Source organism: Blautia sp. HA8986 (genome assembly GCF_056504635.1).
Genome location: NZ_JBWLUQ010000001.1, coordinates 1,248,755 through 1,273,892 on the forward strand (window position 1 = coordinate 1,248,755; position 25,138 = coordinate 1,273,892).

The following is a 25,138-nucleotide window of genomic DNA, read 5'->3' on the forward strand; positions in this document are numbered from 1 at the left end:
CTTTTGTTTCTATGACAAAATTCACTTTACGCATACCATTTTCCCATGTTTTCGTGTCAAAAGGTACTGTTTCTATTTCCCGTTTTCCATCATATTCTCAATGAAAATACCGTATCCTCCTGTAGAATCCTGCACAAAAACGTGAGTTACTGCACCAAAAAGCTTTCCATTCTGAATCACAGGACTTCCTGACATTCCCTGGACAATGCCACCTGTTTTTTCCAGCAGTTCCTTGTCTGTCACCTGAATCACAAAACTTTTGTTGGAGTCTTCGTGATTCATGTCGATTTTTGAAATTTCTGCTGTATACTCTTTTACCTCTCCATCTGTACAGCAGAGAATCGATGCAGGTCCTGTTTTCAGATCCTGTTTGTATCCTATGGGAATTTTCTTCAATGTGAGAGATTCCAGCTGATCCGGCTGCATTGTTCCAAAAATTCCATTTTCACAGTTTTCTGTAATTGAACCCAGGATATTTCTGTTTTCGTACCGGATGAGACCGGAAAGTTCTCCCGGATTTCCTTTTTCTCCTTTCCGGATTCCAAGAATCTGGGCAGTATAGAGGTTTCCGTCTGAAATATCCAGAAGTTCTCCTGTATCCACATCGCTGATTCCGTGTCCCAGAGCCCCATATCTGCCATTCTCATCTACATAGGTCAGCGTCCCGATCCCCTGGGTGTCATCCCGCACCCAGATACCCAGCTTATACGTTCCCGATTCATCTTTTACCGGAGTTACAGACAGCGGGATTGTTTTTTCGTCCCGGCGTACCTTAAGTGTCACAGAAGTTTCATTCAGATCTTTCAGGTCATCCAAAAGATCCTGTTTGCATCTTACTACTTCCTGATTAAAAGCGACAATGTAGTCTCCGGGCTTTACGATATCCCTGGCCGGATCCTGTGTTTTTCCGCCTTCTGAACGGATTTCACCTGTATCAATGATCAGAACGCCTTCTGTCTGCATGTAGATCCCTACTGCATTTCCGCTTACATATACATCTTTTGCAGGAGTGTTTTTTACCTTAACATCTTTAAACGGAATCATTCCCAGAAACCGGCAATGCAGGGTGTAACAGTCTTTCCCGGAAACTGTGATGGCATCATCAAAAGTAACTAGCGGCCGTTCCAGAAGCTTTGTCACTTCCTGGCTGCTTTCATGGTCCACCAGGATCTGGTCCGGGATCTTGCGGTCCAGAAGACGGTATCCCAGCCATCCCATCAGTGCCAGATCCAGAAGCAGAAACAAAAGCAGGAAACATCTGTACTTTGCTTTTCTGTTCATCTTACGCCACATCCTTTGTATTTTTTTCATGATAGAAAGTAAAAAAGAGAGGACTTTGCCATTTCGGCTGTCCTCTCTTAGTATGTAACGTATGAATTATTTCAGTCTTGTATTTTTTTGGTGCTGTGCCAATTCCTTCATTTCTCTTGCATTTCCCAGAACAGCCGGAGTGATCTCCGCACCACCTAAAAGCCTTGCAAGTTCCCGCACAGATTCTTCTCCCTCAAGCGGATGGATCTGGGTGATTGTTTCTGTTCCTTCCACATGTTTCTCAATTTCAAAATGCGTATCTGCCATTGCTGCAATCTGTGGCAGATGAGTGATGCACAAGACCTGTCTGTGCTGACCGATCACTGCCATCTTCTCAGAAACCTTCTGCGCTGTGCGGCCGCTGATTCCTGTGTCGATCTCATCAAAGATCAGTGTATCGATCTGATCCTTATCTGCAAGAATTGCCTTGATCGCAAGCATGATCCTTGAAAGCTCACCGCCGGATACGATCTGTCCTAGCGGCTTTCTGCTTTCGCCCGGATTCGTGGAGATTTCATATTCCACAGTATCATAACCATTATCTGTATAATTTTTTCTGCGGTCAAAACGGATGGAAAAATCAACATCAGCAAAATTCAGTTCTTTTAATCCCTCGATGATCTTTTCATCCAGCTGTTTACTGTATTCTTTCCTGATCACCGAAAGTTCATACGAAGCTTTTTCAAGAACTTCTTCTGAACTGGCAAATTTTTCCTTCAGCTCCTGGAAATTTTCTTCAAATTTTTGAAGCTTTTCCAGTTTTTCCTGCTGTTCTTCCTGATAGGATAATATCTCCTCAATCGTCTGTCCGTATTTTGCCTTCAACCCATTGATCAGATCCAGCCGTTTCTCAGTCTCAAAGAAAGTCTCCTCATCAAATGTCAGGCTGTCGATATAAGAAGAAAGATCTCTGCTGAAATCACTTAAAAGAGAATCGATCTCTGTCAGTGTTTCCATAAGAGGTGCCAGCTCTTTATCATAATCAGATATTCTGGAAAACTCTTTCAGCGCAGTCCCTGTCATGTCTGCCGCACCCCGGTCATAGCCGGTCAGGCTGTGAACATTCCGGACTGACTCCATGATCTTTCTGGCATTGCTTAACTTCCGGTATTTATCTTCCAGCTTCTCATCCTCGCCGGAAATAAGAGCTGCCTCCTGAATCTCATTGATCTCAAATTCCAGAAATGCCTTTTCCCTGTTGCGCTGTTCCTCATCCATATCCAACGCGTTCAGCTGGTTCAGGCATTCCCTGTAATCACGATATGCTCTGCGCACTTTTTCCCTGGCAGGAAGGATACGCTCCTTTCCGTACACATCCAGGATGGCAAGCTGTCTGTCTCCGTAAAGAAGAGACTGGTGCTCATGCTGTCCGTGAATATCCAGAAGGCAGGCTGCTGCTGCTTTCATCTGGCTGACTGTGCTTGTCTCTCCGTTGATCTTGTTGATACTTCTGCCGTCCATGATCTTACGTGACATCAGCACCTGCCCGTCCTCCGGATAGATGTCGAGTGCAGCAAGGGACTCCCTGGCTTTTGTATTTTCAACCTGAAATAACAGCTCTACCAGGGCATAGGAAGCATTCTCCCTGATCATGCTTCTGGAAGTTTTTCCACCCAAGATGAGCTGTATGGATCCTAACAGGATGGACTTTCCGGCTCCGGTCTCACCGGTTAGGATATTAAGTCCCGGACCAAATTCCACCTCTGTTTCCTCTATCAGTGCAAGATTTTTTACATGCAGATGTACTAACATTCGTTTCCTTTCTGTTTTGCTTATACTGTCGATTTTATTTATTTCCGGATAAAATGCCGCTGAGTTTCTGTACAACACCAGGTGCCTGCTCAGAGGTCTTTACCACGCATATAATGGTGTCATCTCCTGCAATGCAACCTAAAATCTCCGGCCACTTCATGGAATCCAGCGCAGCTGCAGCAGCCATTGCCATTCCGGATATTGTTTTTACTACTATGATATTCTGTCCGATATTCATCGAGACCACAGCCTCTTTCAGAACACGGGCATATTTGTCGCTTAACAAATCCGGTGTATGCTCTTCCAGGATGGCATATCTGGATTTTCCATTGCGGCCTGCAACCTTGGTCATTTTCAGTGCACGGATATCTCTGGAAACGGTAGCCTGTGTTACCTTGAAGCCGGCTTCATTCAGCCTTGCCGCAAGTTCTTCCTGTGTATCGATCTCGTACTGACGGATCAATTCGATTATTTTCTCATGTCTTGCTACTTTCAAAATTGAACCTCCTGCATCAGCTGTTGCTCATTTTCTGTCTCAGAACCTCCACAAAACTCAGATGGTTCAGTTTAAGGATCTTCGTTCTGGCTATGGCCTTACGGATTACGATCCGATCTCCTGTCACCATGGAAATCTGGGTATCTCCGTCAAATGAGGCCACTGCATTCTCAATGGTATTATGTCTTCCCTCACCGATTTCCACAGTAACCGCCTCTTCTCCGGAAAGAATAATACTTCTGGTGTTCATAGTATGAGGCGCAATCGGGGTCATGATCATCATACTGGCACTTGGAGATACCACCGGTCCGCCTGCCGACAGACTGTAGCCTGTAGATCCTGTTGGCGTGGAGATAATGATTCCGTCTGCATTATAGGAATTCATATAGGCATCGTTGACATAGTTCTTAAAGCGGATGACTCGAAGATGTCCCTCTCTTCCGATTACAATGTCATTCAGCGCAACATCTTTTCCGATAAGGTCAGCTCCATGATAGATCTTGCCTTCCAGCATCATCCTCTCTTCCAGCTCATAATCATCAGAAAGCAGACGGTCCAGTGCCGGATATACGGAATTTTTATCAACCTCTGCGAGAAACCCCAGTGTCCCAAGATTAATTCCGAGAAGAGGAATATCTTTATGCACTACATCCCTGGCAGCCTGAAGAAGAGTTCCATCACCACCCAGCACAATAATACACTGAGTATCCTCCGGGATCCCGTCAGGATCTGTATAATGATAAGGTCCCTCCATCTTCTCTGTGATCGGCTGAACATGACATCTGGCCCCTCTCTGTTCCAGATATTTAATGATCATACCTGAAAAAGCCAGTTCCGGATCTTTCGCACTGTTTGGAATTATATAAAATCTGTCCATATTGCTTTAAGTCCTTTCCAAGCATCAGTCCAGCTGGCCGTGAGCTTCCTTTACCACATCCTGTACAGAAGCTTCCAGACTCATAGGTACATCTGTTCCTTCCGGATGTTTCTTCAGATGGAGCAGATATTCGATGTTTCCCTCCGGGCCTTTGATCGGTGAGAAAGAAAGATGGCATGGCTCCATGAAAATACTCATGGCATAATCCCTGACTTTCTCAATCACTTCCTCATGAACTTTCGGATCACGGACAACTCCTTTCTTTCCAACTTTTTCTCTGCCAGCCTCAAACTGTGGTTTGATAAGGCATACAATCTCTCCGTCCTCTGTGAGAAGATTTCTTACAGGGAGAAGAACTTTTGTCAGGGAAATAAAGGAAACGTCAATGGATGAAAATGCGGCCGGTTCCTCCAGATCTTCCGGTACTACATAACGGATATTAGTTTTTTCCATGCAGACAACTCTTTGGTCATTGCGCAGTTTCCAGTCCAGCTGGCCGTATCCTACATCAATAGAATAAACTTTAACCGCTCCGTTTTGAAGCATGCAGTCTGTAAAACCGCCTGTGGATGCCCCTACATCCATACATACTTTATCTTTCAGTGTCACGCCGAAATTCTTCATGGCTTTTTCAAGCTTCAGGCCTCCTCTGCTCACATATGGCAGCGTCTTACCTCTTACTTCCAGTTTCGCAGTCTCCGCAAACATGGAGCCTGCCTTGTCTTCCTTCTGTCCGTTAACATATACTTCACCGGACATGATATATGCTTTTGCTTTTTCACGTGACGGTGCAAGTCCCTGTTCCACCATCATGATGTCAAGTCTTTTTTTCATGTTATCCTCCAACAGCCCGGCTCCTTGAGTGCCGGGCTGTATAATGCCTTGCAGGTTGTAATTCTCCCGAAAAGGCTGTATCTTTTATTTTTTGTTATGCACAAGGTCTGCCCAGCTCTGCTCCACTGCATCTACGATTCCCTGTACATTCAGACCGGTTTTTACACGCTGACTGTCTACAGTTCCATGTTCGATAAAGTGATCCCCGATTGCCAGAGGCAGTACTCTTACTTCCGGATGACAGGCCTCCATATAAGCAGATACATGCTCTCCAAAACCACCACTTTTTACATTCTCTTCCACAGTAACCAAAAGACTGTGGTTCTTTGAAAGCTGATCAAGAAGACAGGTGTCCACGGGCTTTACAAAACGTACACTGACAAATGTAGCTCTTGCTGTTTTGTGGTCTCTAAGCTCTTCACAGACTTTCTGACAGACAGAAACCATACTGCCCACTCCAAGAACTGCGATCTCGCTGCCCTGGCAGATTACTTCACTTATACCTTTCTGTAACGGCTTATCACATTCTTCCATATCTGTACAGGCCGTTCCCTTCGGGTAACGGATCGCACAGGGACCGTCAAGCTCTTCCACTGCAAACTTCAGCATCTCTTCAAGCTCTTTTCCGTTCTTCGGTGCCATAACTGTCATATTCGGAATCATGGACAGATAGGAAAGATCGAAACATCCATGATGAGTCTCACCATCTGCTCCCACAAATCCTGCTCTGTCAATGGCAAAAATCACGTGCAGATTCTGCATGCACACATCATGAAGGATCTGGTCGATCCCTCTCTGCAAAAAAGAGGAATACACCGCAAATACCGGAATAATTCCTCCAAGAGCCATTCCTGCTGCAAAAGTCACTGCATGTTCTTCCGCAATACCCACATCAAAAAAACGCTCCGGGAATTTCTGACTGAACTGGTTCAGGCCGGTTCCATCCGGCATGGCTGCTGTAACAGCCACTACTTTGGGATTCTTTTCCGCCACGGAACATATCGCTCTGGAAAAGCAGTCTGTATACGTAAGTGCTTTTTTCTCAACAAGAGGCTTACCGCTTCGGATCTCAAAAGGCCCGGTACCATGAAAACGCTCCGGATGAGAGGATGCCGGCTCATAACCTCGTCCCTTCTCTGTAAGCACATGGACAATAACAGGTCCCTCCACTCTCTTGGCTTCATTAAAAAGCTTCATCATCTGACGCATATTATGTCCATCTACAGGTCCCAGATAAGTCAGTCCCATATTCTCAAAAAGCATTCCGGGAATGATCAGCTGCTTGATGCTGCTCTTAGTCCTGCGGACAGTATCTACCACTGCCGTTCCCACATGCGGGATTTTCTTCAGTGTCTTGGTGACTCCGATCTTCATCCCTGTGTAAGTCTCAGCTGTGCGCAGAGCACTTAAATATGTGGCCATTCCACCTACATTCTTGGAAATAGACATATTATTGTCATTGATGATGATAATAAAATTCGTCTTCAGCTCTGCGGCATTATTCAGGGCTTCATAAGCCATTCCGCCTGTGAGCGCACCATCTCCGATCACAGAAACAACCGTGTATTTTTCTCCCAGAAGATCTCTTGCACGGACATATCCCAGTCCTGCGGAAATAGAATTGGAGCTGTGTCCTGTATCAAAGGAATCACAGTCACTCTCATTTCTCTTTGGGAAACCGCTTAATCCACCTTCTTTACGCAGCTTCTTGAAGCCGTCTTTCCTGCCTGTAAGGATCTTGTGTGTGTAGGCCTGGTGTCCTACATCCCAGATCAGCTTATCCTGGGGAAAATCAAGCACATTGTGCAAAGCAAGCGTCAGTTCTACCACACCCAGATTGGACGCCAGATGCCCGCCTGTCTCACTTACTGTCTGGATCAAAAAGCTCCTGATTTCCTCGGCAAGACGGGGAAAATCTTCCAATGAAACTTTATGAATATCATTTGGCTTTTTTATTTTTTCCAGAATCATTCGTATCCTTCCTTCGTTCTTTCTATTTCCTGCGGCTTACCAGACTCTCAACAAGAAGATCAAGAAATTCATTCTCCCTGTCAAGACTGTTCAGCAGTTCTACCGCATGGTCAGAAAGTTCTTTTACCTTGCCGGCTGCTGCCTGAATTCCCATAAGACTCACGTATGTTACCTTATTATTCTTCTCATCGCTGTGGATCGGTTTCCCCAGTTCCTCCTGGGTGCTGGTCACATCCAGGATGTCATCCTGAATCTGGAAAGCCAGTCCGATGTCCTCTGCAGCCTGCTCCACGATCCTGATCTCTTCCTCTGATGCACCTGCAAGTACTGCACCTGTCACCATGGAAGCTTCGATCAGTGCGGAAGTCTTGTTTTTATATATATAATTCAGCATTTCACGTTTCAGAGGCTTGCCGTCATTCTCCACATCCACACTCTGTCCGCCAAGCATTCCGTTTATACCGGTCTTATCTGCCATGATCTTCATGGCAGATATCACACGTTCTTTGTCTTCTGTAAGATCAAAGGCCATAAGCATAACTTCATAGGCTCTGTTCAGAAGTGCCACGCCGCTTAATACACCCATGGCTTCCCCATATACCTTATGAGTCGTCAGTCTGCCCCGCCTGTAATCATCATTATCCAGTGCCGGAAGATCATCATGGACCAGAGAATGTGTATGTATCATCTCCATGGCAGCCATGAAAGGTTCGCAGAGTTTCCCCTCTCCCCCGAAAAGCCGATACATTTCCCTGATCAGGATCGGCCGGAGTCTCTTTCCGCCTGCTGTCATACTGTAATTCATGGCCTCTGCCATAGTCTTCGCAAAACCGCCTTCCTCCGGAAGATATTTTCGGAGAGTGCTTTCTGCTTCTTCCGTTCTTTTTTTCAGTTCATCTTTAAAATTCACGAAATGTCCCATCCTCATTCATCTGAAGCATCTTTTTTTCTACGGTATCAAGTCTTCCGCTTAAATCCTTAAGAAGCTCCATTCCCTGTCTGTAGAGACGGAAAGATTCTTCCAGAGGTGTATCCCGATCCTCCAGCTTCTGCGCCAGAATATCAAGCTCGCCAAAGGTCTCTTCTATGGATTTCGCTTCTTTCTTTTCTTCTGTCTCTGCCATTATCGTTCTTCCCTTCTGATACTGTCCGCAACTGCTTCTATGGTTCCGTCTGTCACCGCAATGGAAAGACGGTCACCCTTTTTTACCTGGCTGATCTTCGTCACAGCATGTCCGTTCGACGCGGACACAAAAGCATAGCCTCCATTCAGCTTTTTAAGTGGAGAAAGCCCCTCAAAACGCTGAATCCATACTGCAAGCTCATGACGTTTCTCTGTAAGCCTGCATTCCATAGATGAGCGCAGACGTTCCTCAAGATCTGCTGCATACTGCCGTTTCTCGCGGAGCATGGACTCCGGGCTCAGATATTTAAGCTTCGTTTCATATGCAGTAAGCCTTGCGGCAAAAAGTTCAACCTTGCTGTTCATTCCACGCTGCAGCCGCTCTCTGTATATACGCAAGCTCTCCATCACACTGCGGAAATCATCCACTGCAAGCTCTGCTGCTGCCGAAGGTGTGGGGGCTCTTAAGTCTGCCACAAAATCCGCAATGGTAAAATCTGTCTCATGTCCCACTGCTGAGATCACCGGTGTCCTACACTCAAAAATAGCACGGGCCACAATCTCCTCATTGAAAGCCCAGAGATCCTCAATGGAACCGCCTCCACGGCCAACAATGATCACATCTACCCCTGCATCATCCAGCATCCGGATTCCTTTTACAATGCTCTCAGCTGCTCCTTCTCCCTGGACAAGTGCCGGGTAAAGAATGATCTGCAGATAGGGATTCCTCCGTCCTGCAATGTTGCGGATATCCTGCACTGCCGCACCTGTAGGTGCTGTCACCACACCGAGAGTCCTGATAAAATGAGGGATTGGCTGCTTATACTCCTGCGCAAACATCCCCATATCCTCAAGCTCCTGTTTCAGAGTCAAATATTTCTCATAAAGGGCACCTGCTCCCTCCAGTGTGATCTCTTTCGCATAGAGCTGATAGCGGCCATCTCTCTCATAAACATCCACAGTTCCTCCAACAACCACCTTGTCGCCATCCTTCATGCGGAAAGCCAGACCGCGGCGGTGCCCTGCAAACATCACGCAGCTCAATGTTCCTGTCTCATCTTTCAGGGAAAAATAGATATGCCCGCTCGTGTGATATTTGCAGTTGGATACTTCTCCTTTCACATAAACCTTCCGGAGAAAATAATCCTGGGTAAACATATTCCCGACGTAATGATTTATCTGGCCGACAGAATAGACATTTTTCATGCGTTCTGCTCAGATACTTCTGCTGCCTTCTCTTCTGCGTCAGCAGACTTCTCTTCAGGTTTCTTCTCTTCTTTCTCAGATGCGATCTTACCAAGAACTCCGTTTACAAAGGAGCCGGAAGCATCACCGCCAAATCTTTTGGCAAGTTCTACAGCCTCATTGATAGCTACTCCCGTAGGCACATCAGCATCATACTCCATCTCATACACTGCAAGACGAAGTGCCGCAAGATCCACCCGGCTCATACGTTTGGTCTTCCAGCCGCGGCTTGCACCATTCAAAAGAGCATCGATCTCTTCCAAATGCTCTTTCACATGAGCGTATTTCTTCTTCATATACTCCTGGTCCTGCTCTGAAAGCTCACCAAGACCTTCAAAATAAAGAGAGAGCTGTTCTGTCATCTCTTCCTCCGAATTAAACTCTGTCATAAACATAAGTTTAAATACATGTTCTCTCTGTTCTCTTCTTCTCATAATTTCCTCCTAAGACGGAAAAAAGGAAAGGTTTACTTTCCTTTTTCGTTCTCCATATCCACGCTGGCAATATGAATGTTCACATCTGCAACCTCAAGTCCTGTCATATTCTCAATAGCGGTCTTAACCTTCTCCTGAACCTTCTTGCTTGTCTCAAGAATGTTTCTTCCATATTCGATGTTCAGTGAAAGATCTACAGTGACAACTCCTTCCAGAATTGTTACCCTTACTCCCTTGGACAGGTTCTTCTTACCAAGCTTGCTTACCAGCTCGTTGGTAATGTTTCCTGCCATGGAAGCAACGCCATCCACGTCTGTTGCTGCAAGTCCTGCAACGATCGCAACCACTTCATCTGCAATATGAACTTCACCGATTCCGCCCAGATCCTGTATCTTATATGTTGTTCTTTTTTCTGCCATGGGAAACCCTCCTACGGATATAATTTTTTGTTCGTAATTTTCTATTATTATACCAAAAAAAACTATGAAATAAAAGGGCTTATTTACTGAATTCTGTCAGTACCAGATCCGGATTTCGGTCTTCTACCATACCAACACTCCATGCGTTGATAAAGAGAAGCAGCGGATTTCCCTTCAGATCTGTAACTCTCTTCATGTCAGAAGTTCCCACAATCTTGTCCACCTTAATCGCTTCCTTGTTTGCAATCCAGCGGATGTGCTCATACGGAAGAGGCTCCAGACGGATATCTACATTATATTCATTCTCCAGACGGTATTTCAGAACATCGAACTGCAGTACGCCGACAACACCCACTATGATTTCTTCCATACCTGTATTGAACTCCTGGAAAATCTGGATCGCACCTTCCTGCGCAATCTGGTTGATACCTTTAACAAATTGCTTTCTTTTCATGGTATCGATCTGACGCACGCGGGCAAAATGCTCTGGTGCAAAAGTCGGGATTCCTTCAAACGCAAATTTTTTTCCAGGTGCGCAGATGGTATCTCCGATGGAAAAGATACCCGGATCAAACACACCGATAATATCTCCTGCATAAGCCTCATCTACAACGTGGCGAGATTCTGCCATCATCTGCTGTGGCTGGAGAAGACGCATCTTCTTGTCGCCCTGCACATGATAAACTTCCCTGGTGGCATCGAATTTTCCGGAACAGATACGCATAAATGCAATACGGTCTCTGTGAGCTTTGTTCATGTTTGCCTGGATCTTAAATACAAATGCTGAAAAATCATCACTCATCGGATCGATTGGTCCGCAGTCTGCTGTTCTCGGAAGCGGTGATGTGGTCATCTTAAGGAAATGCTCCAGGAATGTCTCCACACCAAAGTTTGTAAGAGCTGAACCGAAGAATACAGGTGTCAGCTGTCCTTTGCTGACTTCTTCCTGTGAAAACTCGGCACTTGCACCATCCAGAAGTTCGATCTCCTCCATCAGCTGTTCTTTCTGCTCAGGATCCATAACCTCATCTGCATGAGGATCATCAATATCGATCTCCTCGATCACTCCTTCTTTGGTACCTTTCTGTGTATCTGAGAAAGTGAGGATCTTTCTTGTATTACGGTCAAAAACACCTCGGAACTTCTTACCGGAACCGATAGGCCAGTTGATCGGACATGTCGCAATGCCAAGCTCTTTCTCGATCTCATCCAGAAGATCAAAAGTATCGTTGGCATCTCTGTCCATTTTGTTAATAAAAGTAAATATCGGGATATGTCTCATTACACAGACCTTGAAAAGCTTTCGGGTCTGTGCCTCGACACCTTTTGATCCGTCGATAACCATAACTGCAGAATCTGCTGCCATCAGGGTTCGGTAGGTATCCTCGGAGAAATCCTGATGTCCCGGTGTGTCCAGAATGTTGATGCAATATCCGTCATAGTGAAACTGAAGTACAGATGAGGTAACGGAAATACCTCTCTCCTTCTCGATCTCCATCCAGTCAGACACTGCATGGCGGGCCGTAGCCTTACCCTTAACGCTTCCGGCCAGGTTGATGGCCCCTCCATACAGCAGGAATTTTTCTGTTAATGTTGTCTTACCGGCATCCGGATGGGAGATGATGGCAAAAGTTCTTCTTTTTTCTATTTCTTTCGTATACTTCGACACGTGAGCCTCCTGTATATTCTCTTATAACTCTTATTTTTATATAACCTTTCCTATTCTAGTATAGACAAGGCTTTGCTGTCAAGGCAATTCAATCGTAAATTCCCTCTGTATCAATGGTGGAACCATCCTGCACGTCAGCTGATGTCTCAGTGTCTTCTGCTGGTGTGGTATCGCTTTCTGCTGACGCAGCTGATGTATCTGAAGCATCAGATGCCGTCGTAGCTGCAGTATCTTCTGTATTTTTGCTCTGACTTAATGGTGTGATCACAATACTCTCTGCTGCCACACCTGTTTTCCTCTTCACAATGTCCTCGATCTGGGCACGACTGGCATCCTCAAGATCAGCATCGGGCACTACCACATCTGCGGTTTCTCCTGTAAGGTTCACGATCACATTCTCGAAACCTTTTGCTTCCAGAAGAAGTTCTGCTGCAGCTTCCTTTTCTGTAAGTTCTGTCATGGACACCATGGTATTGATCGCATTCTGTTTTTCCTCATCACTGATATCTTTGTTGCTGATGATGGACTGCAGGTCCGTTTTGTTCTGTGAGCGTACCTGTTCCCTGCTCACTTTCGCCTGTGCTGCAAAATCCGATGCACCCGTAAGTACGGCCTCACCTGGAGATGCAGTATCCATCACCTCCGACTGGGATGTGCCATCTGCCCCGTTCTCATCCAGAAGGGCTGTTTCATCTGTCAGATCATAGTTTACGTCGTCCAGGATACTGCTGCTGTCCGTGCTTGCCTCCTTATCCTTAAATCCCAGATTTACGTCTGCGAAATTCAGATATCCGGCCACTGCAATGAGAATGGCCAGAGAGGTGATGATTACCTGGTTTTTCTTCATGATCTTTTTCACTTCTACTCTCCTCATTTCATCTTCATCACTCTAATTTTAATGAAACTTTCCAAGAATCCTTTGTTTATGCGGTATTTCGAGTTTCACTTGTGACTTATTTGTGACTAACCGTGTAAATCTATATCTAATTAAATCACTGTAATTTAGTACAAAAAAAAGAGCTAAGGGTCGATTCCTAGCTCTTTCTTTTTAATCAACTTGCACTCATGCGCTATGCCACACGGTGCTCTACATGCACGATCATAAATAAAAGTGTGGCAAAGATTGATCTGGTAGAATCATATCATATTTTTCGTCAAAGTGCAATCAAATCTTTCCAGACTGCTGCATCACAGATTCCATCCTGTTTCATATTTCTGGATTTCTTGTAAGTGTTCAGTGCGTAAATGGTGTTTGTTCCGGCAGAACGATCAAGTTCAAGCTCTTTACCGTCTTTTCCTTTGAATTTTCGTGCTACAAGAATCTCCTGTAAAAGAAGGACGGAAAGTCCTGTGCTGCCTGCTACTACTGTTTCTGTTGTGAACATATATTTCCCTCCTGTAGTTGATGTGTTAGTTGGCGTTCCTTTTACGAGCTTCCAATCCGGTGTGCAGAATTTCGTTCCCGGCATCTGACTGTTAAGATAGCTTTTTGCACAAACACCACCGCCGTTTGCGATAATACCAGATGCACCGGAAGTATTACCCTCAATGGTATAAAAACGATCGCCAACAACCGCCGTGACTAATCCGGTATGAGTAAATGTACCATTGTGCTTAAATATCACGATATCGCCAACTTTTGGATTAGCATTAAGCGTAAACAATCCGCTCATGGTCGGACAATACACATAAGGCCAGTGTTTCAGCAGTTTCCTAGCCGTTTCAAGTCCGAATGCTTTCATAAAGCACCAGCTTACGAAGCAAGCGCACCAGGGCTGTCCCTGATAAGATGGCTTAATATCTCTCCAGTATTTTGTGTGATTGTTTGAGCCTGCATTTGCAGTCTTGCTGTCGAGCTGGCTGTTGCTTTTCTTTTCAAGATACCCGATTTCATTTTTTGCAACGAGAATCACTTTTTCGATAGCTTTGTCCATTGTAGAAACCTCCTCTTTATAATCCTTATAGAACACATCCATATCAACATTTCCGCTGATACCGGATACTTTTCCTTTACTGGAATACTGCCAACCTACACCGACCGGTGGGCGTAATCTTTCCTGTACAGAACCGTTGTCGTTTGACGGATAACGAGCAATCCAACAATCGTACTTTTTCAGCGCATCTGACAGGGCATTATTGTACCAATCCAGATTGCAGTAGATACCGACCTTATAACCGGCTTTCTTCATCCTTGTCAGAAATGCCACTGCAATGTTCTCAATAGCTTGTTTGCCGAGCTTTCGCTGATTAGACCACTCGAGATCATAGAACACTGGGAAGTCCAGTCCACGTCCGTTCAGCGCGGCAATTACATCCTCCGCTTCGTCAATAGCCTGTGCCGGTGTCAGGGCGTATGAATACTTGTATCCGCCGACAAGAATTCCGTTGCTCTTGCATCCTTTGTAGTTGTATTCGAACGAGCTGTCAACACCAGTCCTCTGATGTACTCTTAAGATTGCAAATTTAACGCCGGATTTAGCAGCTTTCGCCCAGTCGGGCTTTCCCTGATTAGATGATACGTCAATACCTTTAATCTCCAAATTATCAACTCCTTTTTATGAAATTTTCAAAGTTTCTTAATGAACTAAATGGGAACTAACTCGCTCAACCCGGCCTGCCGGTTACTATTTTGTTTTAAGACAATTGTATTTTTTTCCACTCGCTCCAAGTAGTAGATTTGGTTTTCATCCATATAGTTGCAGCGTAAGAAAAAAGCACAACAATTCCGCATTTGCTGCCGGATTTGCTTTGATATACAAGTAGAAATCCGCCTTTGCCATCCGGAGAACCTTGATTGATACTTACTGAGCTTTGTATTGTGAATAACCTAATTTCTCCATAGCCACATTTCATAAGTACATCTTCAGCAAGATCAGAACCAGAAATTATGTTTTCTGAGCTCCTGAGCCGGTTACTATTTAATTCATTAATCGCCCCCAGTACCGTCTGATTACTCGTCTGCAAGTTGCTGATGACCGCATTGGTCAGTTTTCCAACGATCCATTTCCAGATTCCACTGAACGGTGAAAGCTTGTTTGCCTTCGCCACCGCATCATAAATCATCAGTGTATCTGCATCTTCCGGTGTCGCTTTCTGTGGGTACTCATTAAACTTTGCCATTTTGTAATCTCCTTTCTAATTCCTTGATACGTTCCTCTTGCTCATCAACCTTTGCGCTAAGTTCCTGTATGGCTTTAATGGCGTAGTTCAGCAAGTACGGACTGTTAATCTGCTTAATGTCCATCTCACCGTTTTCATCATACCCGCCGCCCAGTGCCAAGTTCGGGTCGATTTCTTCCAGTTCGTCCGCCACGAAACCGATGTTCTGATGACCGCCCTTTTTCCAGTCGAATTGACGGACTTTCATTCTGTTTACAGCTTCAAGAGCGTTTATTTCGCTACCTGCGATATTTTCCTTTAAGCGAATGTCGGAAACGCCCGTGTTCGTGTAAACGTAATCGGTGGCATAATAGTTTTCAGTAGTGCTTCCCCATTGTCCCCGAACAGCCATTCTTCTGTATTCTTTTCCACCGGTTGTTCCTGTACCTGTTCCTATGTAATCAATTCTTGAACCTGCATCACCTGCTGATGTAACTGGCTTTCTACGCGCTTTTCCCTCCCAGCCATACACATATACATTGTTATTGATATACGTTCTATCCGCTGTAAAATTGATGATTCCGGGAGCTATGGTTTCTACGCCTTTTACCCATTCGACAAAAGATATTCCGTTTTTATTAAACAGGAATCCTGTATAGTTATTCTCGTCTGTATATGTTTTGTAGTACAGCGTTCCGTCATTATCCGACTTACTAACACGTTTTCCGTTAGCATCGTACAGAATCTGTGTACCATCTCCGTTGTTTTTACCGCCAAGTACAAGTGTTCCACCTTTCGCGGCATTAAATGAAATGTATAGCGACTGGGTTCCATCATCGTTTTTTATATAATATAAACCCTTGAATTTACCATCATCAGACAGGATATTAACAATATCTTCCTGTGTCAGTGACGCCACATCGACCGCAACGGAATATGTCTGATAGTCTGCAAGCTTCGTCTTTGCCTGGTCGAAATACAGTGAAACCTTGAGCATGTTGTGAGCCTTGAGCGACAGGTTATTGACGTTAATACTCAACCGGTCAAGTGCCGCAGTCTGCGATACCGTGAGCGCCGACCATGTAGCGCCGTTGTCGGTGGATTTTTCCAGTTTCCACCATCCCTTTTGCGACTGTGCAACTTCGCCGTTTCCATCCCTGTAGAACGAATCCACAATGAGCGGTGCCGGTGTTATCTTCTTGTCTGCTCCCATCAGCAACACATCTGCATTGCTCTGGAAGAAGTAAGTCCTTCCGGCATTTCCCTGTTCGCCCTTAATCTTTGTCCAACTGTATTTTGTTGGGTCTGTGCTATCGTCCGGCGTGTAATCGGTATACTGCCCGATATACAGTTTATTGACGCTATCATCCACGGAGAAACCTGTTCTACCATCAGCGCTATTTGCATATGCGATATGGAAGTACGGCGTCTTTCCGTTCGCCCCCGGCGTTCCCGGTACACCCTGTGCACCATCCGCTCCCTTAATCAGCGACCAAGTGTACTTCGTCGGGTCAGTGCTGTCAGCTTCCACGAAATCCACGTACATGCCGATATATTCACGGTTTCCGTCAGATACCGAAAAGTCTTTCGTTCCATCCGCACTGTTGGCATAAGCAAGGTGCGTGTACTGTGTCTTTCCGTCTTTACCGTCTTTTCCCGGGATGCCGTTCGCTCCGTCTTTGCCGTCATATCCATCAACGCCACGGAACCGGCTCCACGTATAGTCCGCCGGATTAGTGCTTTCTGTAGCCGTGTCCTTATTCGTTGCAATGCCAATATAGGTCGCCTGTGTCACCGTATAGATTTGTTCTCCGGCACTGTCCAAAATTGGACTACCGGTGGAATCCAGAAGTTTTACATAATCTGGGTTGTCTGACATGTCGAGGCCGTCTGGTCTTGTAGCGTATTTCATCCAAGTATAAGAAGATTTTCCATCCGCTCCCTTGATAAGAGTCCATGAGTATTTTGTATAATCCGTACTGTCGTCTGGCAGAAAATCTGTATATTGTCCAATATATTTTTTATTAGTGGAATCTGATACGGAGAAACCTGTCTTTCCATCGGGTGAATTTGCGTAGGCTATATGCAAATAGCTTGTTTTTCCGTCGGTACCAACACCTGGAATACCCCGCTCACCTTTTTCGCCTTGGATTCCTTTGAACCTCGCCCATGTGTATTTCGATGGATCGGTACTATCAGTTTCTTCAAAATCCACATAAGTACCGATATAAGTTGACGGGGTTTCAGTCATCTGACTAGATGTGGTTGGCTTTGCAACTGTGCTGTACTTGATATGAAAATGAGAAGTCTTTCCGTCTGCACCTTTGGCTCCAGGGATTCCCTGTTCACCTTTCTCTCCTTGAAGTCCCTGCAATCCTCGTTCGCCGGTATCGCCTTTCGGACCCTGTACGCCTCGATCTCCTTTAAACTGCGCCCACGTGTACTTGCTCGGGTCGGTACTGTCAACGCCGGAAAAGTCCGTATAAGTTCCGATATACTTGTTTGGTGTCTTGCTCATCTGTGCTGCTGTCGGGTTCTGTACCGGTGCGTACCGGATATGCAGATACGTTGTCTTTCCATCCTGTCCGACACCCGGGATTCCCTGTGGTCCGGCGTACTGTTTTGCAATCGAGAACTGTTTTGATACGACAAGGTTATTCAGATATGCCGCCTTGATGTTCACCCATCCGCTGTCTGCGGTCAGCCCGGTGACAGTGTATGTCTTTCTCTCCTTGTTCCAGTTTCCCTGTATGTTCTGAGATTTCGTAATCGTGTACGTACAGTTATTCGTGATATCCTGCGTACCGTACATAACGGTCGCTGTTGTGGTGCACTCTGGAAACTCCGTATAGTTGCCGTCACTATCAACCGGGATGCCCTGATAGTCGTTATCGAGCTGCATGGTCATGTTTCTAGCTAGGGACGCAGCTTCAAGGGCCTCTTCTGCTTTTGTGTCATCCGTATATTTATTCAGTTTCTTCCAATCCGACTGAACATAAGATGCTCCCTTTGCTCTTGAAACTATACAGGTAAGGATATCCCCACCTTCATCTCCTCCCTGCGACCATAAGTCGCCGATATCGTAAGGCGGCTGTGGCTTTGTCACAAACACTCTGCGCTTATGATCTGCGGTATCCTGTGCGTCCTCAGCGGCTTTCATTGCTTTCGTGATATCGGTATCTTGAACCAATGTCCAGCCCCACGTTGCTCCATCCTGCATGAAACGATATGCGTAACCGGTCGTTTTATTAAAGAACAAATCACCGATGTGCTTCTTTCTTTCTGCTGCACTTGTCCAGTCTGATGCCGGTTTGTTTTGGAGTGTAGGTTCATAATCGTAGTAGAACGTTTCAATCTGTCCGTCTATCTGGTCTTGCAGCTCTCCCAGTGAGCCAGTTACCGTTTCGGCGTAGTCAGACAGTTTTCCGTCTGAATAATCCTTGCTCTCTTGGAGATAGTTTGCAAATGTTTGATTAAGAGATTTTCCTCCACCAATTTGAACACTCCCGTCAAGGGTAACTGATCCGGTGTCCATATCCGCTTCAAATATCGCATTTCCACTTTTGTCTCTTACGATGAGCGTTCCTGCATTGATATAGTCAGCATTAATGCCCTCTGCATAGAGCAGTCTGGTTATTAATTCGCCGGTCATTGCAAAACCGTAAGGATACGTCTTTCCACCATCATTGGATACACCAATAGCTTCTGCTGTAAATTTAATGACATTCTTAGATTCTGCGAGTGTAGGTTTATCGTGCAGGTAAGTTATAATACTTCCGTCTTCTTGAGGTACCGAAGTTTCGTACAAACCAGAAGAAGTTTTTAAGGTTTCCTCCAGTCTCTTTACTGCTTTCTCTCTGGTTGAACGTTCTTTTTTGACAAGTCGTCTTGCTTCAACAATAGCTTTCGTTCCATCAGAAACAAACTTGCTCATTCCTCTGATTGGATCGTCGGCTTGAGTTTTCACAGCGGTTTTTCCATTAACGGAACAAGAAACGTCCGTCAGCGGAGTTATATATCTGTTCCATTTGCGGTCATAAGTATATACCATATCTCCAAACTCAATGAGTGGGTTATATGCAAGTTCGCCAGACATGCTGCGGAATTTAGCTCCAATTATGGAATCACCGATTTGAGCAGCTACCGTGTCCAAGTCCGAATCCGCAACAAGATTGTTCTCCAATTCAAGAACATATCCTGTGCTTCCGTACATGGCTTCATTTTCTCTATTTTTTAGCTTGATTCCAGTAATCACAATATCATCACTAGAAACGGTTGGACTTGTAAAAAAGTCTTTGAGCCTTTCGGATGTGTCAGCTGCTGATTCGATCAGTGTCAAGAATCCATCACTATCAATTATCCAGTTCCCTGTCGGACTGATAAAACTTTCTGAGTCAATATTCGCGCCGCCTTTAAATACTACATTTCCATCAGCGTCCACTACTGCGTTATAATCTTCTTGTGTATTGGAAAAATCCCATCTGATAAATCGCAAGTATCCTCTGCTGTCCAGGCGAGCGTTCGCAGTCTCAAGCATTGCTGCCCATCCGAACAACTGACGAAACGTCATGTTTTCCGGAATCTCTGACACGATCAGATTTCCATGTGCCATGGAGACTTCTGACGGAATACCAAGAGTCTCACACGCATCTCTAAAAAGAGTCTCTATTGACTGTGGCAGAACCAGATGAGATATATAAGTTGCGTTCGTTTTATACATATCGTCCAAAGCAGTAAAACTAAGGATTTCGCCATATTGTTCTGGTGTCGTAATTGTATAAATACCTTTATCAATGGTTTCAATTCTATCTTCTGTCGCTGGTTTTGTTGCCAGAATCGCACCGCCACTCTGGTCAAGAATTGGGGCATCGTTTTCATCCAGCAATTCATCTGTTGCAGCCGGACTTGCTACGGAGGTCTGCATTTTAAGATACGCATGAACTTTTGCCATGTAGAAATTATAGTTTTTCCACTGGTCGGAAGTGTTGTCCAACTCCAATGTCATGGATTTACAAACAACGCAGCCAATCGGAAAGCTGCTACTTTCTGCACAATCGGAAAAGGTGCAGTTTTCACCCATGATTTCATTTTTGACTGTTTTTACAGTTCCGTCAGGAAAGGTGATTTCCACTTCCTGCCAGACTCTTTCTCCGTCCTGTAGTTTTTGTTTGAACGCATCAGATACATTAATCAAGTGGATTCACCCCCTGCATATTAAAAGATATTTTTGATACAAATTTTAAGTCTGGCGAAATTTCTCCAATAGTTAGGCTTGCTTTTCCAACATAAAACGGATCAGTTCTCCATGCCATGTGGTAAAGCGACCAATGATACAAACTGAAAGTTTTTCCTTTTGCGATAACCTTGAGAATTTTATTTGCCTCTATAACCGGAACGTTTGATGCTTCATAGCTATACTGTTCGACCGTAAACAATGGAGTTAACAACGCTTTTCCGAACTGCGTGCGGTTACTACCTTCTGAATAAGTTGTTTCGAGGTTATATCCCATATCTTTATCTGGCTGATAGATGGAAGCCCCATTCATCTTGTATCGTTCTGTTATGCTTTTTGGAATAGTTGCCACGCTTCCACCTCCTATGCCAGTTCAAACGGGTTTCTACCGCTTGTATCACGTCTTAACTTTGCTTCTTCGATAATTTCATCAAATACTGTTCTTCGGTTAATCTGAGCAGTAAAACAATAATTTCCACCACTCTGCTGCCCGCCAGATTCTTCGCGAACAATCTTTCTGAGCAAGGCTTCCGGTGTCTCGATGTTATTGCCCTGTTTCTGATCGCCCAGAACTGCAAGGAATTCGCTTCGAGGTGGGATGACTGCTCCCTTTGCTAAATATGGGACTGTCGGTACTCTTGGAAAAGTAGCTTTAAACCCGATAGTCTTTGAACCGAATGGGGTCGGTACTTTCCATGGGCCGAAAGAGAATGCTGATTCAATCGCACTAACAACTCCGTTTACTTTGCTGATAGCACCATTTACAACACTTATAATATTGTTCAGAACAGACCTAATAGCATCTCTCATTCCATTAAATACATTGACTACAGTGTTTTTAGCGGATGTGAATTTATCAACAATAGCGTTCTTAATTCTTTCAACAAAGCCACTAACGGTAGACCATATAGCATTCCATTTCTGATGCGCACTGGCCTTTATGTTTCCCCAGATGGTCGTCATTTTGGTAGCTAGGCCTCTGAGTTTCTTTCCAATATCCTCAACAAAACGTCTTGTTTTATTAGAAATCCAATCCCATACCTTTCCAGCCATTTCTTTGATTTTGTCCCAGTTCTTGTATAGCAAAACGCCGATTGCAATACATGCGCCGACTGCAAGGACAAAGACTCCACCTGGTCCGATAGCTGTTGCAATAGCTTTAATTCCGCCCATGATGCCACCAGTACCAGTCATTAGCGTGATAAGTCCTTTTGCAGCCATAGCTATCCCAGACACGCTCTTAATAACTCTCGACGCCAATCCTGCAATCTTTGCCGCTGCGAATGCCCCGATCAGAGCTGCACCGAACGCTTCAATGATTGATTGATGGTCTGCAAAGAATCCCACTAAGCCAGACACCAGATTAATCACTGTCGGAAGCCCTACCTCAATAATCCATGTCAACATCGGAAGGACAATATTTTTGTAAATCCATTCAAGTACATTTCCAATGGATTCCAGAATTGGAGCAAAAGTCGCTGTCAGATTACTGATAGATTCCAACAGCGGATAGAAGTCCAGATTTGCCGCCCATGTTGCCGTATCCTCTGCGATTTTCTCAACAAACTGCATAACTACCACGAGAGCATCTGCAATGTTCTGTATAATCTGTGTCCCGACATTATTCTTGTTCCACGCATCGGCAAAACCGGATGCAATGTTCCCGATAGTTTTAAGCACGTTTTGAGCAATCCTCAGCATGGTCGTAAGCATCGTTGTGCCTGTGCCATTTGTCCAGACCTCTACAAGGCTTTTGCCTACACTCTTAGCGAGCTTTGCAATTCCCGACAAAGCAATGTTTGCCGCATTAATGGTGTTTTTACCCTCTTTTTTCCAAGCGTCCTGAAATGGTTTCCAGAGTTTTTTTAAGAGCTTCGCAAGCTTTTCGGCTGACTTGCTGATTTTATCCAGCGCAGTTTCGCCCTCTGCTACTTTTCCATAGTCAACATTTCCAACAGCTCCAGCTAGACCACCAGAGTTTCCTCCTGACCCTGTTCCTGAGGACGGGACTTTGCCTGCTGTTGACGATGTATTCTGAGTTGAATACCGACTAATCTCATCAAGTGGACTCAAATACCCGTTCGCAGCCTTAGCCGCGTCTTTTGTTGCATCAGCTACATCTTCTGTGGAATCTGCAAGCTTACTGGCGTTGTCTGCCGCCTGTCCGTAAGCGTCTGCTGTATCCTGCACGCCACTTGCATCGCCTGTAAGACCTGCTCCACTTCCGCTTGTCTGACCTGATGATTTCTTTCCAGTGATAAGCTCCGTGAAGCTTTTGAAAGCATTCGCCAAAGTTGCCAGTTTGCCAAGAAGAATATTGATCACTTTCAGAACAGGCGTGAAAATATTAATCAAACCTTGTCCGACTGTTGCCTTGAGAGATTGCAGCTGCAACTGCATCACTCGCACCTGGTTCGCCCAGCTGTCAGAAGTACGGATGAAGTCTCCGGATGCAGCTGATAACTGTTTCTGTACAAAAGCCAAGCGGAGAGCAACCTTCTCCTGTTCGGTCATGGCGGATGTTGTTTTACCATATCCGTTCGCCAGTGCGTACTGGTCTAGTGCCGACTGGGTCATTACCACGCCGAGATCTTTGAGTGTTTCCGTTTCGCCTGTAAACACTGATTTCAGCTTGATATAAGCCAAGTCCTGACTGATGTTATAGAATGATGCTACATCACCAGTCAGCTGTGTTAGAGCCGTTGACATGTCGTAAGCCTGTGCTTCTGAGAATCCGAACGACTTTGACATTGCCCCGAATGTACCAACATACCGTTTAGCCATTGTTTCAGACAATCCGGCTGAGGTCATGGCGTTCTTTGCAAATTCATTGACCTTATCCGACATGGTGGTAAATGTAACATCAACCACGTTCTGAACTTCTGCGAGGTCGGAACCGAGTTCCACGCACTCTTTCCCAAACTGTACTAATTTACCGACAGCAAACGCCCCGCCAATCAGCAGACCGATTTTTTTTACAGCACTTCCAAGGCCGTTAAATGACTGTTTTATAGCCGATACTCCGTTCTGCACACCTGATGTGTCCATTCTGGTATCAATAATGACTGAGCCATCAGCAGCCATGTGTCCACCTCCTAACTATTTGAGGTTCAACATCTCATTCAGCTTATCTTTATAAGCTTGCTCCTCATCGCTGAGACGTGTTTTTATGTCAATTGTGTTTTTGTTTTCCTGATAGAATTTCTTTTCCCATTTATCCAGACGTTCGCCTTTTGCCTTTTTTGACCGGATTCCAACAACTGTGTTGAACAGACATTCACCAGATTCCATAAAGTACCCGAAAAACGTCCACCAGTGCATATACGGTACGGCTCTGATTTCTTTTCCGGCGACTTTATTTACAGCCGGTACAATCATATCTCCGTCCTGTTCCCAGTCCATCAAACGGGGTTTGGGATGGTTCGGATTATCGTCCGACTGTCCACAGTCGATGAATTCTGATGCTTTCTGACAAGCTTCATCCAGACTCTCAGCCGGTATACCCTGCCAGTCCTCGAACAGGATCTGCAGCATAACAACTGCTTTCGCCTGTTCATCCAGTTCTGGGTCATTCATAGCTATGAGAATATCAATGATTGCTCGGAAATCCGTTCTAATAGAAAAATCCACCCCACTGATGTTGAGTGAGGTGGGAAGCTCATAGGCGGTCATTTTGTATACTTCTCCGTATACTTATTGACTGCTGCCTGCATTTTCTTTTTTCTCTTTTCGATTTCCGGCGCAATTGCTTCTGCGATCTTATCCAGAACAATATAAGCGAATACCTGACCATTGCCGAATACAGTGGTTGCCGTGATCGGCTCTTTGAACAGGTCTTTTGATGCCTCATATCCGAGCAGGTAGTTGATTTTGTCCTCAATCTGTTTGTTCAGCTCTGCCATTTTTTTACCGGAATCGACCTTCTGAATAGAATCTTTAAGCTGCTCAAAGTATTCTGTCAGCTCCTCCGCACGTGCCGCTACATTGATATCGGTCGGATTCAGTTTAAAAGAAGAAAAGACTTCGTCTTCGTTATTCGTGAATGTGAAAATGAAAATTCCATCATCGATTTTGGTGTTAATTATTTTTGCCATTTGGCACACCCTCCTTGTATATGTACTTATTCGCTGTCAGCTGTAAATGTTCCGGTGGAAACATCAAACTTTCCTTTTACACGTTCGCCAGTATAATTAACGGTAAATGGAATCTGATAGCCGGATGTATCACCGCCGTAGGAGGTCGGCACAACGTAGCAGTCCTGCTGATACGCTTCATACTTGCCTGCCGTAGCTGCTGTCCAGAGATGAACCTCAACTGCTTTTGTTTTGAGGTTGTCGTCCTGGTAACGGTTGTCTACAATTTTCTGTAATGCTGTAAACAGATCAGAAGTAGTGTCTGCATAGAACGGATCAGCATCAGAAGAGACTTCGTAGCCGTTATGCTTAAATGTGGATTCTCCAAGAATGTTTTTAGATGTTTCAGTATCTGGATTGAGTTCGACGTTGTACTCTTCCAGATCTTTTCCAAGACGCTCATATTTCGGTGTCAGTCCTCCACAGAGGGAACCTGCATCGATATAATGAGCCATATATTTACGGTCAATCTTGCCTGTAACTGCCATAGAAATGTCCTTTCTGCCCATAACTTTTAAAAGGCTGTGTAGGTTAGCGACTGT

The 25,138-nt window shown here is 45.0% G+C and carries 21 protein-coding genes; all 21 read right to left on the reverse strand.

Translation table 11 applies throughout. The annotated features are described in order from the left end of the window. Nucleotides 1-72 precede the first annotated feature (72 nt). Nucleotides 73-1,281, reverse strand: coding sequence for a SpoIVB peptidase (gene spoIVB / locus AC04Q4_RS05735; RefSeq protein WP_173738455.1), 1,209 nt, complete (start codon nucleotides 1,279-1,281; stop codon nucleotides 73-75). Nucleotides 1,282-1,377: 96 nt separating this feature from the next. Next, nucleotides 1,378-3,063: a DNA repair protein RecN gene (recN, locus tag AC04Q4_RS05740; protein ID WP_476388666.1), complete on the reverse strand. Its 1,686-nt coding sequence runs from the start codon at nucleotides 3,061-3,063 to the stop codon at nucleotides 1,378-1,380. 34 nt (nucleotides 3,064-3,097) lie between these two features. Further along, nucleotides 3,098-3,559, reverse strand: coding sequence for an arginine repressor (gene argR / locus AC04Q4_RS05745; RefSeq protein WP_173738453.1), 462 nt, complete (start codon nucleotides 3,557-3,559; stop codon nucleotides 3,098-3,100). Between the two features lie 16 nt (nucleotides 3,560-3,575). Beyond that, entirely contained in the window at nucleotides 3,576-4,436 is an 861-nt protein-coding gene (locus AC04Q4_RS05750) for an NAD(+)/NADH kinase (protein WP_173738452.1), read from the reverse strand. Nucleotides 4,437-4,460: 24 nt separating this feature from the next. After that, nucleotides 4,461-5,270: a TlyA family RNA methyltransferase gene (locus tag AC04Q4_RS05755; protein WP_173738451.1), complete on the reverse strand. Its 810-nt coding sequence runs from the start codon at nucleotides 5,268-5,270 to the stop codon at nucleotides 4,461-4,463. 84 nt (nucleotides 5,271-5,354) lie between these two features. Beyond that, nucleotides 5,355-7,241 (reverse strand): 1-deoxy-D-xylulose-5-phosphate synthase, encoded by a 1,887-nt coding sequence (gene dxs / locus AC04Q4_RS05760; RefSeq protein WP_476388667.1) that lies wholly within the window; start codon nucleotides 7,239-7,241, stop codon nucleotides 5,355-5,357. A gap of 22 nt (nucleotides 7,242-7,263) precedes the next feature. After that, entirely contained in the window at nucleotides 7,264-8,151 is an 888-nt protein-coding gene (locus tag AC04Q4_RS05765) for a farnesyl diphosphate synthase (protein ID WP_476388668.1), read from the reverse strand. Beyond that, the gene (gene xseB / locus AC04Q4_RS05770; protein WP_119240048.1) at nucleotides 8,141-8,365 is read right to left on the reverse strand and encodes an exodeoxyribonuclease VII small subunit; all 225 of its coding nucleotides are present in this window, start codon (nucleotides 8,363-8,365) and stop codon (nucleotides 8,141-8,143) included. The genes AC04Q4_RS05765 and xseB overlap by 11 nt, the downstream gene beginning before the upstream one ends. Then, nucleotides 8,365-9,570: an exodeoxyribonuclease VII large subunit gene (xseA, locus tag AC04Q4_RS05775; RefSeq protein WP_476388669.1), complete on the reverse strand. Its 1,206-nt coding sequence runs from the start codon at nucleotides 9,568-9,570 to the stop codon at nucleotides 8,365-8,367. Before xseA ends, xseB begins: the two co-directional genes overlap by 1 nt. Next, nucleotides 9,567-10,043 carry a transcription antitermination factor NusB gene (gene nusB, locus AC04Q4_RS05780; RefSeq protein ID WP_173738447.1) on the reverse strand — a complete coding sequence of 159 codons (477 nt, stop codon included), beginning with the start codon at nucleotides 10,041-10,043 and terminating at the stop codon, nucleotides 9,567-9,569. The genes xseA and nusB overlap by 4 nt, the downstream gene beginning before the upstream one ends. Nucleotides 10,044-10,075: 32 nt before the next feature. Continuing rightward, a complete protein-coding gene (locus AC04Q4_RS05785) occupies nucleotides 10,076-10,462 on the reverse strand; it encodes an Asp23/Gls24 family envelope stress response protein (RefSeq protein WP_173738446.1) in 387 nt (128 codons plus the stop codon). A gap of 79 nt (nucleotides 10,463-10,541) precedes the next feature. Continuing rightward, nucleotides 10,542-12,131, reverse strand: a complete 1,590-nt coding sequence (locus AC04Q4_RS05790; protein ID WP_476388670.1) for a peptide chain release factor 3 — start codon at nucleotides 12,129-12,131, stop codon at nucleotides 10,542-10,544. 88 nt (nucleotides 12,132-12,219) lie between these two features. Then, the gene (locus AC04Q4_RS05795; protein WP_173755434.1) at nucleotides 12,220-12,990 is read right to left on the reverse strand and encodes a SpoIIIAH-like family protein; all 771 of its coding nucleotides are present in this window, start codon (nucleotides 12,988-12,990) and stop codon (nucleotides 12,220-12,222) included. Nucleotides 12,991-13,285: 295 nt separating this feature from the next. Next, a complete protein-coding gene (locus tag AC04Q4_RS05800; RefSeq protein WP_476388671.1) occupies nucleotides 13,286-14,671 on the reverse strand; it encodes a GH25 family lysozyme in 1,386 nt (461 codons plus the stop codon). Between the two features lie 94 nt (nucleotides 14,672-14,765). After that, nucleotides 14,766-15,251, reverse strand: coding sequence for a hypothetical protein (locus AC04Q4_RS05805; protein ID WP_476388672.1), 486 nt, complete (start codon nucleotides 15,249-15,251; stop codon nucleotides 14,766-14,768). Beyond that, on the reverse strand, nucleotides 15,238-20,424 hold the full coding sequence (locus AC04Q4_RS05810; protein WP_476388673.1) for a tail fiber domain-containing protein: 5,187 nt from the start codon (nucleotides 20,422-20,424) through the stop codon (nucleotides 15,238-15,240). Before AC04Q4_RS05810 ends, AC04Q4_RS05805 begins: the two co-directional genes overlap by 14 nt. After that, nucleotides 20,417-20,815 (reverse strand): hypothetical protein, encoded by a 399-nt coding sequence (locus tag AC04Q4_RS05815; RefSeq protein WP_476388674.1) that lies wholly within the window; start codon nucleotides 20,813-20,815, stop codon nucleotides 20,417-20,419. Before AC04Q4_RS05815 ends, AC04Q4_RS05810 begins: the two co-directional genes overlap by 8 nt. Nucleotides 20,816-20,826: 11 nt before the next feature. After that, a complete protein-coding gene (locus AC04Q4_RS05820; RefSeq protein WP_476388675.1) occupies nucleotides 20,827-23,547 on the reverse strand; it encodes a phage tail family protein in 2,721 nt (906 codons plus the stop codon). A 15-nt stretch (nucleotides 23,548-23,562) separates the two neighbouring features. Next, nucleotides 23,563-24,135: a Gp15 family bacteriophage protein gene (locus AC04Q4_RS05825; RefSeq protein ID WP_476388676.1), complete on the reverse strand. Its 573-nt coding sequence runs from the start codon at nucleotides 24,133-24,135 to the stop codon at nucleotides 23,563-23,565. After that, complete coding sequence (locus tag AC04Q4_RS05830; RefSeq protein ID WP_476388677.1) at nucleotides 24,132-24,557, reverse strand: hypothetical protein; 426 nt, start codon at nucleotides 24,555-24,557, stop codon at nucleotides 24,132-24,134. Before AC04Q4_RS05830 ends, AC04Q4_RS05825 begins: the two co-directional genes overlap by 4 nt. A gap of 26 nt (nucleotides 24,558-24,583) precedes the next feature. Beyond that, complete coding sequence (locus AC04Q4_RS05835) at nucleotides 24,584-25,084, reverse strand: hypothetical protein (protein ID WP_476388678.1); 501 nt, start codon at nucleotides 25,082-25,084, stop codon at nucleotides 24,584-24,586. Nucleotides 25,085-25,138: the final 54 nt, after the last annotated feature.